Origin of the sequence: Methylomagnum ishizawai, assembly GCF_019670005.1 — a bacterium.
Classification (GTDB): Bacteria; Pseudomonadota; Gammaproteobacteria; order Methylococcales; family Methylococcaceae; genus Methylomagnum; species Methylomagnum ishizawai.
This window is the reverse complement of record NZ_AP019783.1, coordinates 1,524,705-1,539,089: the sequence shown is the minus strand read 5'-3', so window position 1 is coordinate 1,539,089 and position 14,385 is coordinate 1,524,705. Positions and strand designations below refer to the sequence as shown.

Genomic DNA, 14,385 nt, shown 5'->3' with positions numbered 1-14,385 from the left:
CAATGATGCGGCGCATGGGCAGAGAAAGACAAAACAGGATTTCGATGACCGCTTCATCTTTGAATTTCCCCCGTTATGGCGACAAGCAAAACTCCCCCTTCTTCGAGGAATATCTGACCAGCCTCCTGGAGGAGCGCGACCGGGTCGGCCTGACCGCCATGATCCGCCAGATCGACGCCCTGATGATCACGGTGGAGCCGGGGCATTCCGTGCCCTATGTGGGCGAACTGTGCTTGATGACGCCCTATGAATATCTGGTGACGCTGGAGTCGGAAAGCCATAACACCCATATCCTGCGTATCGACATGAATTCGCCGGATATCCTGGTGCGCGAGGTGAAAAACCCCACGACCCAGGGGATTTTCCGCAGCCTGAACGAGGTTTATCCCATCGGTGCCCATAAACCCAATTCGCGCTATATGGGCGAGGTATTCCGGGTCACCAACCTGCACGAGGTGGTGGAATTACAAAAATCCCGCGATGTGCGCTTCTTCAACCAAGAGCAAATCCGCAAGCTGGAATTGCCGGGCAATATGGCCGTGGTCAAGCCTTCGCCCTATACCCATAACATCGTGGGTTACTGGGAGCGGCCCGAGCAGAGTATCCGCGTCTATGCGCTGGGTTTGAGCTGCATCCGCGACGATGTGCAGCGTGCCTATCTCGAAGCCAAGGAAACCCGCGCCAAACTGGGCCTCGATCCCTTGCTGCTGCCCATCGACCATCTCGCCACCCGCATCTATAGCCAGAACCGGGAAGCCTCGATCCTGGAATATCTGACCCTCACCAGTTATTACTATTGGGGCTCCTACGATATCGCTTCGCAAAACTCCTCGACCAATGTCACCAAGAGCGTGCATTACGAGAACGAACTGGAAAGCCCGGCCAAGGTGTTCACGGCGGCCAACCATCCCTATTTCGTCAACCACCTGCTGAAACTGCCCTCGCCCACCGAGCAATTCGTGCGCAATTTCGGGCCGCGCCTGCATCATCTCGCGGTGGCGGTGAACGATGGCGAAACCCAGGGCAAGACCAATATCGACTATGTGGTCGATACCTTGCGGGAATGCGGGAAGGATTTCCTGTTGGACGTGATCGGTTCGCAGGAAGAAGGCTTGAAGCAGATTTTCTCCAGCGCTTCGGAATACTCCTCCTTGATCGTGGAATATGTGCAGCGCTTCGGCGATTTCCAGGGCTTCTTCACCAAGGACAACGTGGCGGAACTGACCCATGCCGCCGGGGTGGAGGAAAGTTTGCGGGCCTTGCAGGCCGAAGCCGCCGCTTGAGCCCGGGCGGCGGACATCGACCCGGCGCGGGAGGAATGGCATACTGCCGCGGCCCGGTCGGCGCTCCGGCCCGGCCATCCCCTTCATTCCGCGAGAGGTAAGCCCCATGAAAACGCAATCCCTGATCATCCCGGCCCTCGTCTTGGCGCTCGGCTCCTCCCATTGCCTCGCCGAGCAGCCGAATATGCAGAACGCCCTGGACTACCTGAAACAGGCCAAGGACAGTTTGCAAAGGGCGAGCCAGGATAAGGGCGGCCATCGCGGCAACGCGATCCAAGCCATCAACCAAGCCATCCAGGAGGTCAAGGCGGGGATGGAATACGACCGCGAACACCAGTCGAAGGAAGAAAAGAACAAAAAATAGGCTTGAGCCAGGCGTCCGCCCGGCGACCCCCGACCCTGCTAGAATCCCCGCTCCCGCCCCGGACGGCCTATCCCACGAGCCTTCCGGGGCACCTTCCAATCCCCTTGCAAGCTTGTTCCATGGATATTTTCGCCCCCTGCGTTTGTGGCTCCGGCCAGCTTTACGGCCAGTGCTGTGGCCCCTTGCTTTCCCGCCAATTCCCGGCCCCGACCCCGGAAGCCTTGATGCGCTCGCGCTATACCGCCTTCCAGTTGCGCGACGCCGATTACGTCCGCGACACCTGGGACCCGGCCCATTGTCCGGCCAAGTTGGATTTCGAGGGCGATGCCCGCGTTTGGTCCAAGCTGGACATCGTCGCCACCCTCGGCGGCGGCGAGGACGACCAGCGCGGTGTGGTGGAATTCAAAGCCCAATTCGAACTGGGCGAAGACACCTATATGATCCACGAGGTCAGCCGCTTCCACCGGCTGGAAGGGCGCTGGGTCTACCTGGACGGCACCATCGCCTATCACGGCAAGATCGCCCACCAGGGCAAGCCGCTGGCGAACGCGCCCTGTCCTTGCGGGAGTGGGAAGAAATATAAGAAGTGCTGCGGGTGATGCCGCGACAGGGCCGGACTTACCGGCCCCACCGCGCCAAGCTCCAGCCCCGCTCCCCGGCCCAAGCCGCCAAGCGCCGGTCGGGATTGACCGCCACCGGATAACCCACCGCCGCCAACATATGGCGGTCCTCGTAGGAATCGCCATAGGCATGGCTCAAGTCCAGGTCGATGCCCTTCCGCAGGGCGATTTCGCGCACGATCCCAGCCTTCGCGCCGCCATAGCACACCCCGCCCACGACCTCGCCGGTGAACCGCCCCGCCATCACTTCCAAGGTGGTGGCATGGCAGCCGTCCACTTCCAGATGCGCGGCGAAGCAGCCAGCCACGGCATCGACGGTGGCGGACACCAGATAAACGGCCCGGCCCTCGGCCCGATGTTGGGCGATGGCGGCACGGGCCTCCGGATGGATGGCCGACGCGAACACCTCGCGGAACACCTGTTCCGCCACCGCCGCGATTTCGGCCTGGGATTTCCCGCGCAGCAAGTCGCGGACAATGCCCCGCTTCATCGCCGCATAGCCGGCCTCGTCCAAACGCTGATAGCGCAGATAGGCCAGCAACACGCCGAGCAACTGCCGCAGACCCACCAGTTTGCGGGCGTGGAGCCGCTGGACGAAGCGCTTCTCGGTGGAAAACGGAAGCAAGGTTTTGTCGAGATCGAAAAAGGCCGCTGATTTCATGAGGTACCGTTGGATTGGAATTCGGGAGGGCGCGCCATCGGGCGCGGGAAGGCCATTGTCCACGGCGGGCGGGGGAACACAAGCCGGGCCGGCACCGGAATGGGATGCCACATGCGGCAATTCCCGGAGCTTTTCCCGGATTTTGCCCCACAGGATGGCACCCACCACCGCCACCCCGCCGGATCCAAAGGGCATCGCGCTTGGCACGGAGCCTGCTCTATAAGCCCCAGCGGCCGGTGAGCGCCAGGCAAGGATGCCGCCCGAAAGTGGTTTTCATCCGCGCGGTGTCGCATGAAAAACGCTTTCGGCCCGCCCTCATCGGCACGCACCAAATTCCGGGAGACCGCCTTGGTCCGGCGGCTCCCACCGGCTTCCGCCTTTTGAGTTACTCCCTCTTGACCCTGTCTCGGTGCCGCCCTAGGAAGGCGGCTTTTTTTTGCCCGGAATCCGTGTGGCCGCGGCTATAATCTCCCGCTTTTCCCGTTCCCGGATACCTCACACCATGTCCACCCAAACCGTGAAAAAAGTCGCCCTCGCCTATTCCGGCGGGCTCGATACCTCCGTCATCCTGCAATGGCTCAGGGAAACCTATGGCTGCGAAGTCGTCACCTTCACCGCCGACCTCGGGCAGGGCGAGGAACTGGAACCCGCCCGCGCCAAGGCCACGGCGATGGGCATCCAGGAAATCTATATCGACGACCTCAAGGAAGAATTCGTGCGCGACTTCGTGTTCCCGATGTTCCGCGCCAATACCATTTATGAAGGCGAATACCTCCTCGGCACGTCCATCGCCCGCCCCTTGATCTCCAAGCGCTTGATCGAGATCGTCAACGAAACCGGCTGCGACGCCATCTGCCACGGCGCGACCGGCAAGGGCAACGACCAGGTGCGGTTCGAACTGGGCGCCTACGCCCTCAAGCCCGATATCAAGATCATCGCCCCCTGGCGCGAATGGGAGCTGAGTTCCCGCGAAACCCTGCTGGCCTACGCCGAGCAGCACAACATCCCCATCGAGATGAAACGCGGCAAGTCCTCGCCCTATTCCATGGACGCCAACCTGCTGCATATCTCCTACGAGGGCGGCATCCTCGAAGACCCCTGGGCCGAGCCGGAAGAGGACATGTGGCGCTGGAGCGTCAGCCCAGAAGCCGCCCCGGACCAGCCGACCTACGTGGTGCTGGGCTATGAACAAGGCGATATCGTCAGCATCGACGGCGAACGGCTGACCCCGGCCCAGGTGCTGGCCCAACTGAACCAACTGGGCGGAGCCAACGGCGTGGGCCGCCTCGACATCGTGGAAAACCGCTATGTCGGCATGAAATCGCGCGGCGCCTACGAAACCCCCGGCGGCACCATCATGCTGAAAGCCCACCGCGCCATCGAATCCCTGACCCTGGACCGCGAAGTCGCCCATCTCAAGGACGAACTCATGCCGCGCTACGCCAGCCTGATCTACAACGGCTATTGGTGGAGCCCCGAGCGCCTGATGCTGCAACAGATGATCGACGCCTCCCAGGCCAAGGTGAACGGCGAGGTGCGGGTCAAGCTGTACAAGGGCAATGTCAGCGTGGTGGGCCGCCAGTCGGCCAGCGACAGCCTGTTCGACATGAACATCGCCACCTTCGAGGACGACAAGGGTGCGTACAACCAGAAGGACGCGGAAGGCTTCATCAAGCTGAACGCGCTCAGGATGCGGATCGCGGCCAAGAAGGGCGCGAAGTTCACCTAACGCCGCTTCCCCTTCTTCCACGGAAAAGCCCGCGGTCGCGGGCTTTTTTGTTCGAGGGAAGCTATCCGGGATTCAGACGAAAATGGCGTCCCTACGCAGGACGAAACCCTTGAGCAAGGGTTCGCCGGACAGCCCGGAGGGATGCGCCAGCACCTCGACCGGGGTATCGGGCCGGTAGGCATAAACCGTTTTCCCGGCCACATCGATCAACCAACCCAAGGCCGCGCCATTCTCGATATATTCCGCCATTTTCGCCTGCGACCTGGGCAGGGAATCGGTTTCGGAGCGCAGTTCCACCACGAAATCGGGGCGAATGGGCGCGAATTTCTTGCGCTGTTCCAAGGGGATGGCGAACCCTTTTTCCCGCTTGATCCAGGCCGGATCGACCCAAGCGGCGAAACCTGCGATCAATCGGAAATCAATCCTGCCGGTTTCTCCGCCCGTAGGTGGCATGATGACGATTGCCCCATATCGATCCATTTCTACCCGCAAACCGCGTTGCCGTTGGCAGAACTCGAAGAACTCGTCGTCGCCCCTCGGCCTCAACCAGCCATCGAAATCGATTTCCACGGCTTTGCGGGTGGACGCTTTTAGGTTGTGCAAGATCGGGAGCGGCTTGCAGGAATGCCGGAACCTTATTCGCAAGCCTTAACTTAGCGCGGAAACTTCCGGCTAAAAATAGGAATGCGCGAGGTTCCGCAACAACTGCGGCTGGAATCTGGCCTTATCCCTGGACCAGGGCGTGAAGCGCGGCAATTGGAAGGGATCGCTGGCGGCGCTGGCCGCGCCCCATCGGGTGGACACCGCCGCGTCGAAGCCCAGTTCCCGCACGATGGCGGCCTGTTGCGGCAGGTAATCGCTGCCGGGCTTGCCGTTGGGATAGGCGAACAGGCCGACCCGTCGGCCCAAAATCCTCTCCAGCACCGCCACATTCTCGGCGATTTCGGCGCGGACGGCGGCGGGGCCGAGTTTGGCCAGGATGGGATGGCGATGGGTATGGGCGCCTATTTCCATCCCGGCTTGGCGCAGGGCGTGGAGTTGGGCCGTGGTCATCATCAGGTCGGTGGGCAAGGCCGCGCCGGTCAGCGCCGCCGCCAATCCGGCGACGGTGTCATCGCGCCGATCCGGCGGCAGGTATTTCACCTGGGACAGGATGGCGGCGATGGCGCGGGCTTTGGCGTCCAGGCTGGAAAGATCGTGTTCGCCCAGGCCGAAGCGCCCGAGATCGACCGGCTCCGGCTTGGCCCGGCGCACCGCCTCGATCACCGTGTCGTTGAACATCCGGCCCCCGTCCAGATAGGCCGTGGCGATGAAGAAACAGGCGGGCAGGCCGTGTTTCCCCAGGATCGGCAAGGCGTGGGTGGCGTTGTCGGCATAGCCGTCGTCGAAAGTCACGCAGGCGGCGCGGGCGGGCAGCGTGCCGGCCTTGAGGCGGGCGACCGCCTCGCCCAAGGGCAGCACGGCGAACACCCGTTTCAGCAAGCCCATTTCCTGGTCGAAACCGGCGGCGGTGGTTTCCCCCGGAAATAGCGGATCGGCCTCCGGCAGCACGCGATGGTAGATCAGGATGCTGAGCCGCGCCCGCCCGCCCGCCGGCGACAACCCCCGCGCCGCCAGCCGGTAGGCCGCTTCCAACAGGCTCACGGACAGCGCTCCCCGGCCAATTTTTGGTAGATCGGGAGATAGCGTTTCACGCTGGCCTGCCAATTGCGCTCGGTCTCGACGAATTCGCGCCCGGCCCGCTTGATATCCGGCCAGCAGCCGGGCCGGTCCAGCAATTCCAGGAGGGTCCGTTCCAAGCTGTCCACCGCGCCCGCTTTGAACAGCCAGCCGGTTTTGCGGTCCTCGATCAATTCCTTGTGTCCGCCCACATCGGAAGCCACCACCAAACGGCCCTGGGCCATGGCCTCCAAGGGTTTCAAGGGCGTCACCAATTCCGTCAGGCGCATGGAGCGGCGCGGGTACACGAAAATATCCACCTGATCGTAATATTTCTGCACCTTGTCATGCGGCACCCGGCCCAGGAAAACCACTTTGTCGCCGAGATTCAATTCGGCGGCTTTAACGCGCAGGTATTCCTCCTGCGGGCCGCCGCCGACCAATAACAAACGCAAATCGGGCCTTTGCGCCAATAACCGGGGCATGGCCTCCAATAACAGCGGCAAACCCTCGTAGGCATAGAAGGAACCGATGAAACCCAAGACGGTTTTGCCGACCCATCCCAACTCCCCGCGCAACACCGCGTCGGGTTCGCCCGCGATTTGGAAGCGCTGGATATCCACCGCGTTGGGAATCACCGTGATCTTTCCGGCGGGGATGCCGCGCCCGATGATATCCTGGCGCAAGCCTTCGCAGATGGTGGTGATGGCCTGGGCCTTCTTGAACACATGGGTTTCCAGGAAATGCGTGCCCCGGTAGCGCAAACCGCCCTCGCGGCTGGTGCCATGGTCCACCGCCGCGTCTTCCCAGAAGGCCCGGCATTCGTACACCAGGGGCAGCGAATACCATTGCGCCACCCGCAGCGCCGCCAAGCCGTTCAGGGCCGGCGAATGGGCATGGAGGATATTGGGCCGCACTTCCTCGATGACCTCGCCCAGGCGCTTGGCCAGGCTATCGACGATGGCGAACTGGTTGAACACCGGCAGCCGGGCGTACCAACTGGCCGAAGGCGGCGAGCGGAAGAACCGGAAACCATCCACGTCCTCGACCCAGGCTTCCGGCCCTTTGTGCTTGGCCGAGGTGATATGGTAGGTCTCGAAGCCCAGGGCGCGTTGCTGTTCCAGGATGGCGCGGGTACGGAAGGTATACCCGCTGTGCAGGGGAATGGAATGGTCGAGGATATGGAGTATTCGCATAGGTCTCTGGAGCGGTGGCGCTTACGGGTCCAGGCGCAGGAACGAGTCGTACATCAAAAGCGCCCACAACCCGGCGCTGTGGTCGCGGATACCCGATTGGTGCTGGTCCAGCATGGCTTTGAGATAGTCCATATCGAACCAGCCCGACCCGGCCAGCGCCGGACCCGACACCGCCGCCCGCAGCTTGGCTTGGAGCGGTCCCCGGAACCAAGCCGCCAGGGGGATCGAGAAACCCATTTTCGGGCGGTAGAGGATATCTTTGGACAAATAGGGTTCCAGGGCTTGCTTGAACAGGAATTTGCCTTCCGTGCCGCGTAATTTCAGCTCGGGCGGCAGGCAGGACACCCATTCGACCAGTGGATGATCCAGCAAGGGCACCCGCACTTCCAAGGCGTGGGCCATGCTGGCCCGGTCCACCTTGGTCAGGATATCACCGGGCAGGTAGGTTTTCAGGTCGAGATATTGCGCCAGGGAAATGGGATGCCGGGTCGGTGCCTTCGCGGCCCAGCCGCGCAAGACCTCGACGGCGTGGTAGCCCTGCAACTCGCGCTTGAAGCCGGGGCTGAACATCCGTCCGCGCTGGGCATCGGACAACAGCGACACGCCGTGGAAATAACCCTCGACCGAATCCCGCGCCAGGGCTTCCAAGGTGGCCTTGGCCCGCAGCGGTTTGGGCGCCCAATCGGCCTTGGGATACCAACGGCCCAGCGTCCCGAACAGCGGACGGCGCAGCCCCAAGGGCAGCAGCGAACGCACCCGTTCCTCATAGCCATGGAAGCGGTAGCGCCGATAACCGGCCCAGGTCTCGTCGCCGCCATCGCCGGACAAGGCCACGACGACTTCCTTCCGCGCCAATTCGCAGACGCGGTAGGTCGGCAGGGCGGAACTATCGGCATAGGGTTCGTCGTACAGCCCGGCCAAGCGGTCGATCAGCGAGAAATCATCGGGATCGACCTGTTCCACCCGGTGATGGGTGTGGTAGCGCCCGGCGACCTCGGCGGCGTAGCGCGATTCGTTGTAGGCCGGATCGCCGAAGGCAATCGAACAGGTATTGACCGGCTGGTCGGAAAGACCCGCCATCATCGCCACCACCGCGCTGGAATCGACCCCGCCCGAGAGGAAAGCCCCCAGCGGCACATCGGCCACCCGGCGGATATCCACGGCTTCCCGCAAACGCTCGATCAACTCCCCGCGGACCTGGGCCTCGTCCAGGTTTCCACGCACGGCGAACGGCACGTCCCAATAGGCCACGGGCGCGCCCACCGGCCCGCCGCGCCGGAGCGTGAGCGTATGGCCGGGCGGCAGCTTGTACACATCGCGGTAGATGGTCTTGGGATCGGGGACATAGCCATAGGCGAAATAATCCTCGACCGCTTGTGGGTCGATCCGCCTGGGCAGGCCCGGATGCGCCAGCAGGGCTTTCAGTTCGGAGCCGAACACCAAGCAGCCATCGGGCAGGACGGCGTAATGCAAGGGCTTCACGCCCAGCCGGTCGCGGGCCAGGAACAGGGTCCGCCGGGTCCGGTCCCACAGCCCGAAGGCGAACATGCCCCGGAACCGCTCCACGCAAGCCTCGCCCCAGGCTTCCCAGGCGTAGACGATGACCTCGGTGTCGCAATGGGTCTCGAAGCGGTGGCCCAGCGCTTCCAGTTCGGCCCGCAGCGCTTGGAAGTTGTAGATTTCGCCGTTGTAGGTGACGACGACGGTCTTATCCCGGTTGAACAAGGGTTGCTGGCCGCTGGACAGATCGATGATCGATAGCCGCCGATGGCCGAAACCCAGGCCCGGTTCCACATGCAAGCCCCCCTCGTCCGGTCCCCGGTGGAACTGGCGTTGGTTCATGCGCCCGAGCAAGTCCCGGTCGATGCCGCGCTCGCCTTGGGTGTCGAAAATGCCGACGATTCCGCACATTTAAGGCGTTCCCTCTGGTTGGGTGGGGTGGTGGGCCGCGAGCAGTTGGCCGTAGACCGCCTCATAGTTCCGCACCATGGCGTCTAGGCTGAAGCGCTCCCGGACGCGGGCCAGACCGGCCTCGCCCTGGGCGCGGCGGATGTCCGGGTCGTCCAGATAACGGGCCAGCGCCGCCGCCAAGGCCACCGGGTCTTGCCTGGGGACCAGGGTTCCAGTCAGGCCGTCGGCGACCAGTTCGGGATTGCCGCCCACCGCCGTGGCGACCACCGGCAGCCCGGTCGCCATGGCTTCGAGGATCGTGTTGGAAATGCCCTCGGCCTGGGACGGCAGGACGAAAATATCCAGGCCGCGCAGGATCGCGGCCACGTCGCCGCGCCCGCCGGGCAACCAGGCCAGGGGTTCGGCCCCGGCGGCGCGGAGCAACGCGATGGCTTCCGCCCGCAAAGGACCATCGCCCACCAGGATCAAACGCAGGTTTTCCCGCCGTTCCGGGCGCTGTTCCAGCAACAGGAGGAAGGCCCGCACCAAATTGAGCTGGTCCTTGACGCCGTGCATCCGCCCCACCGTGCCCAGCAACACCAGCCCTCCATCCGCGCCGAACGGGCAACCCCCGATCGGCGCCCTGCCCTGCCGCGGCGGATGGAACACGGCGGTATCCACGCCATTGCAAATCCGGGTGATGCGGCTGTCCGGTACCCGGATGCGCTCCCGCAAATAATCCTCCAGATGGCGGGACAACGGGATATAGCGCTGGACCAAGGGTTTATAGGCCCGCCGCAGCCATTGGTATTTGCGGTTGCGGCCCTCGGGGTCGAACACATCCCAGCCATGTTCGCCATGCACCCGCGCCCGGACCCCCGCCCACCAAGCCGGTAGTTGGCATTCCAGCGCCGCCAGATTGCGGGTGTGGACCAAGGCCGGACGCAATTCCCGCAGCAAACGGTAGACCCGCCCATACAGGCCGAAATCCTGGCCTTCCTTGCGGTGGAGTTCGTAGACCGGCACCTCCGGCGGCAGGCGTTGGCGGAATTCGGTGGCGTCCTTGAGGCACACCACGGCATGGCGGTAACGCCCGCCGTGGTTGATGAGGTTCACCAAGCCGTTTTCCAGGCCGCCGACGCCGAGCCGGTAGATGATATGGACGATCAGCGGCGGGCTCATCGCCGGGCCACCGTTCGATCCAGACCCTGTTCCAGGGCGGGCAGCATCGCCTCGGCGAAGCGCCGCAAGACCGGCTCCGCCGTCTTGGGGTCGCCGCTATATTCGGTGGCGAGGATGAAGGCCGCGCCCTCGCCGGAACCGCCGAGGAGTTTGTCCTTGGCTTCCAATAATTTCCCCTGGTAATCGTCGGCGGTACGGCTGCCGCCGATAAGGTTCCAGCGCCACACCAAGAGGCGTTGTCCCGCCGTGGATTTCAATAAGCCTTGCAGCACCGTGACCGGCCGGCCCGCCAAGGATACTTCGACCGACCGCTCCTCCGGCATTTTCCAAACATCATGGATTTGGGGGATCAGCATATTGCGGGAGTTGATCAATTCCGCGCCCTGCTTTTGATGGCGGTAATAGCGCACATAGACCGCCACCTTGTCCTCGCCGTTGCCATAGGCCCGGTCGGCCCCCGCGTCCTGGCCCGAATAATGGGGCGTCCATTCGGTGAAGGCCGGAACAGCTTGCCAAGCCCCGTCGCCTTCCGGCAAGGCCATCACCACCGGGTCCCGGTCCCGGCTGGCTTCCAGGGCTCCGACATAGGCGGCCCGCGCCGGTCCCACGGCGGCGACCAGCAAGGCGAGCGCCCAGGCCCTGCCGAAAGCCCAACCGTCGGGCGCGGTACCGACCGGGGCCGGAACCGGGGAAGCGGCCTGGGCCGCGTCGATATCGGTCCAGAACGAACCGACCCAGAACATCAGCAGCATCACAAAGCCGAAGAACACCCAGCCATAGATCAAATGGTCGACCCCCACCGCCAAGGTCATGCCGCTCAGATGGCCGATCATCACGATCATATAGGCCCGGAGGCCATTGGCGATGATCGGCAATCCCACCGACAAGGCCATGAACGCCAGCCGCCGCCACGGCGACACGTAGCTCATATAGGCATACAAAAACCCCAGGGTGATCGAGGCGATCAAATAGCGCAGCCCGCTGCACGCCTCGATCACCGACCAATCCCCGCTGGGGATGCTGAAGAAAGTGCCTTCGCGGAACACCGGGATGCCGGTGAATTGCAGCATCGCCACCGTGAAATCGGCGGTGAAATTCATCAGCGGCGGGACGAGGAATTCCCCCATCGGCACGGAAAAAACCAGGAAGCCCATGGGGAACAACACCGCCCGCAACACCGGCCATCCCAGCATCCACCACACCAGGGCCGGAATCATGCCCACCAAGGCCAATTGCTCCACCACCAACACATCGATGGCATGGGCCAACCACCACCCCAATCCGCCCAGGGCCAGCACCGGCGCGGCCCGGTAATCGGGCCGGGGGGCGATCCGCGCCAATACTGCCCGTTTCTGCCAGATCAACCACGCGCTGATGGGGAAGATCAAATAGCCATGGGCGTAGGTCTCGGAGCGCTGCCAAATCGCCAGCATCGACGCCAAGGTGTCGTGGTAGAGGCCCAACAAGGCCGCGAGCGCCGCGAGGGTCAGGCCCAAGGCTTTGGGCCAGCCGGGAACCGCTTCCGCCCCGGTCCCGCCCAGGGCCGAATCCTGCATTTTCATAGGGCCTCCACCCAGCGGCCCAAGCGGTCCAGGCTCTTGCGCCAGCCATAATGTTCCAGCACGAAATCCCGGTTCGCCGCCACCACAGCGGGCCAGGCGGCGTCGCGCAACAGATCGAGGGCGGCCAAACGCCAGCTTTCCACCCCATCCACGACCCGCACCGCCAACGGCGCCGACCCGCATTCGATGCCTTCCATCGCCGGGGACGAGGCCAGGACCGGCTTGGCCAGGGCCAGGGCTTCCAGCACCTTATTCTGTATGCCCCGTGCGATCCGCAGGGGAGCCACCGCGCAATGGGCATGATGCAGATAGGGCCGGACATCGGGCACCGCGCCCGTCACCACGATCCCCCCGCGCCGCCCCAAGGCCGACACCGCCGCCGTGGGCCGGGAACCCACCACATAGAACCGGGCTTCCGGGCACTCGCGGCGGAGGGCCGGCCACACCGCGTCGGCGAACCACGCCACGGCGTCCACATTGGCCCAATAATCCATGGCCCCGGTAAATACCAGGGGTTTCACATCCTCGGGATAGGGATTGGGATAATCCAATCCGGGATTGAAATAATCGGTATCCACGCCGTTTTCCAAAGCCCTGACCCGCGCCGCCGCCTCCGGGGCCAGGGTTTTGAACAAACCGGCCTCGTGTTCCGAAACGAACAAGGCATGGGTGGAATGGGCCGCGATGCGGCGGTCGAAATCCAATAGTTTCTTAGCCTCCCGGCGATAAATCCAGGCGGTCGGCCAAGGTTTATTCCCGGCATATTGCCGCCATTTATCGGAATCCACATCCACGAAATCGACGATACACGGCACGGCGGGATGGGGTTCGGCATACTGGGCCATGGCCGAGGAAAACACCAGGATACCCGCGACCTGATTACGGGCGAGCAAGCCCTCGACCCAGGCCGACATCCGCCGATCCGCATAATAAGGAATACTCAAAGCCTCGCCGTTCACCAATCCCTTAAGGCCGCGCAGCCTGGCGAGTTTGGGATGCAAAGGCAATAAGCAGGTTCCGGCGCAATAACGCTCCACCTCCGGGATATGGCGCAGGTCCTCGGGATCGTCCACGAAAGCGCCCAAATGCACCCGGTAGGATTCCGATAAATATTTCAACCAATGGAACGAGCGTATCTTATCGCCCTTGTTGGGCGGAAAGGGAATGCGGTGGGCGAGGAACAAAATATCTTTCATGGCTCAGGCATTCCGCTCAACCCAAATTCCGGGCGATCCAAGGCCCGACCAGTTTACTCACCGGCACCGGCAAATGCCGCCACGCCGCCACGAACAACCGGTATTTCGGATTCAAGGGATTAATATCGGGCATTTTCCCGGCCCGCACCAATTCATATTCATAGGGCAAGGGTTCGGGCTCGAAACCCCAATGGGTCTTGAAACGATAAGACCCGGTACCTTCCTTGCTGCGGCCAAAATCGAATACCCGTACGCCTTTTGCCACCGCGCGGCGCATGACTTCCCAATACATGAAATCGTTGGCCTTCAAATCGCGGGCCTGTTCGATACCGCCACCGTAATAGGGCAGCACCTCGTCGCGGAAATAAAAATTCATCACGCTGGCGACCGGCCGTCCCTGGTATTCCACGGTCAGGATTTCGCAAGCCTCGCCGAAGACCTGCTTGAGCAGGATGAATAAACGTTTGGGGAATACCGGCGTCCCCAGGTTGCGGACGCTTTCGGCATAGGCATCGTAAAATCGATCCACCCCGGTATCGATAACACTGGATAATCCCGCCGCGATACCCTTGCGGATCATGGCCCGCTGTTTCCGGGGTACCGCGTTCATATTCTGGTCTGGATCGGGATCCAAGGTTTTACGGAAAGTCACATACAAGGATTTGGTGGGACGCCCAGAACCCGTGGCGATCCGGTTGCGGAACTCCAGATAATCGACCTGGAACTGCCGAGCCATATGCACCGCATGCTCTTCCAAAGCCTGCCGCGCTTCTGGGGATTCCGCCGCCACGCCGCCATAGACGCAAAACGGGCTGGAAATCAGCGCATTGCCGAATAACAGGCTTTTAACCTGTCCCAAGGGCAAGACCCCGACAATCCGTCCCGACTCCTCGGCATAGAGGAAGGTCTGGGGATGTCCCAGGGCTTGCTCGACCACTCGTTTCCAGCCAGCCTTATGGAAAAAGCTCGCCTCCGGGCAAGCCTCCACAAACGCATCCCACTCGCCCTCGCGGCTCTCATCTAATACTTTGATCTGCATGGGA

At 62.9% G+C, this 14,385-nt stretch carries 13 protein-coding genes; 4 read left to right on the top strand and 9 right to left on the bottom strand.

Features of this window, described 5'->3' with window-relative positions:
* Positions 1-44 precede the first annotated feature (44 nt).
* The 3 genes from K5658_RS07135 to K5658_RS07125 all read left to right on the top strand — a co-directional run bounded on the left by K5658_RS07135 (position 45) and on the right by K5658_RS07125 (position 2,246).
* Positions 45-1,283, top strand: a complete 1,239-nt coding sequence (locus K5658_RS07135) for a hypothetical protein (protein WP_221066258.1) — start codon at positions 45-47, stop codon at positions 1,281-1,283.
* Positions 1,284-1,389: 106 nt separating this feature from the next.
* Positions 1,390-1,647 carry a hypothetical protein gene (locus K5658_RS07130; protein ID WP_221066257.1) on the top strand — a complete coding sequence of 86 codons (258 nt, stop codon included), beginning with the start codon at positions 1,390-1,392 and terminating at the stop codon, positions 1,645-1,647.
* 119 nt (positions 1,648-1,766) lie between these two features.
* Positions 1,767-2,246: a YchJ family protein gene (locus tag K5658_RS07125; protein WP_221066256.1), complete on the top strand. Its 480-nt coding sequence runs from the start codon at positions 1,767-1,769 to the stop codon at positions 2,244-2,246.
* 19 nt (positions 2,247-2,265) lie between these two features.
* Here K5658_RS07125 and K5658_RS07120 read toward each other — a convergent pair whose 3' ends face one another.
* Positions 2,266-2,928, bottom strand: coding sequence for an HAD family hydrolase (locus K5658_RS07120; protein ID WP_221066255.1), 663 nt, complete (start codon positions 2,926-2,928; stop codon positions 2,266-2,268).
* 502 nt (positions 2,929-3,430) lie between these two features.
* Between K5658_RS07120 and K5658_RS07115 the strand changes: the two genes are divergently transcribed.
* The gene (locus K5658_RS07115) at positions 3,431-4,657 is read left to right on the top strand and encodes an argininosuccinate synthase (protein ID WP_221066254.1); all 1,227 of its coding nucleotides are present in this window, start codon (positions 3,431-3,433) and stop codon (positions 4,655-4,657) included.
* Positions 4,658-4,729: 72 nt separating this feature from the next.
* On the opposite strand, the gene K5658_RS07110 is transcribed toward K5658_RS07115, so the two are convergent.
* From K5658_RS07110 to K5658_RS07075, 8 genes are all read right to left on the bottom strand, one after another.
* Entirely contained in the window at positions 4,730-5,260 is a 531-nt protein-coding gene (locus K5658_RS07110) for a Uma2 family endonuclease (RefSeq protein ID WP_221066253.1), read from the bottom strand.
* A 69-nt stretch (positions 5,261-5,329) separates the two neighbouring features.
* Positions 5,330-6,301, bottom strand: coding sequence for a polysaccharide deacetylase family protein (locus K5658_RS07105; RefSeq protein WP_221066252.1), 972 nt, complete (start codon positions 6,299-6,301; stop codon positions 5,330-5,332).
* Positions 6,298-7,512 (bottom strand): TIGR04063 family PEP-CTERM/XrtA system glycosyltransferase, encoded by a 1,215-nt coding sequence (locus K5658_RS07100; protein WP_221066251.1) that lies wholly within the window; start codon positions 7,510-7,512, stop codon positions 6,298-6,300. Before K5658_RS07100 ends, K5658_RS07105 begins: the two co-directional genes overlap by 4 nt.
* 21 nt (positions 7,513-7,533) lie before the next feature.
* Positions 7,534-9,423 (bottom strand): XrtA/PEP-CTERM system amidotransferase, encoded by a 1,890-nt coding sequence (locus K5658_RS07095; RefSeq protein ID WP_221066250.1) that lies wholly within the window; start codon positions 9,421-9,423, stop codon positions 7,534-7,536.
* Complete coding sequence (locus K5658_RS07090) at positions 9,424-10,584, bottom strand: TIGR03088 family PEP-CTERM/XrtA system glycosyltransferase (RefSeq protein ID WP_221066249.1); 1,161 nt, start codon at positions 10,582-10,584, stop codon at positions 9,424-9,426.
* Positions 10,581-12,146: an exosortase A gene (gene xrtA, locus K5658_RS07085; protein WP_221066248.1), complete on the bottom strand. Its 1,566-nt coding sequence runs from the start codon at positions 12,144-12,146 to the stop codon at positions 10,581-10,583. The genes K5658_RS07090 and xrtA overlap by 4 nt, the downstream gene beginning before the upstream one ends.
* Positions 12,143-13,342 carry a TIGR03087 family PEP-CTERM/XrtA system glycosyltransferase gene (locus K5658_RS07080; protein ID WP_221066247.1) on the bottom strand — a complete coding sequence of 400 codons (1,200 nt, stop codon included), beginning with the start codon at positions 13,340-13,342 and terminating at the stop codon, positions 12,143-12,145. The genes xrtA and K5658_RS07080 overlap by 4 nt, the downstream gene beginning before the upstream one ends.
* A gap of 16 nt (positions 13,343-13,358) precedes the next feature.
* The gene (locus tag K5658_RS07075) at positions 13,359-14,381 is read right to left on the bottom strand and encodes a FemAB family XrtA/PEP-CTERM system-associated protein (RefSeq protein WP_221066246.1); all 1,023 of its coding nucleotides are present in this window, start codon (positions 14,379-14,381) and stop codon (positions 13,359-13,361) included.
* Positions 14,382-14,385 lie beyond the last annotated feature (4 nt).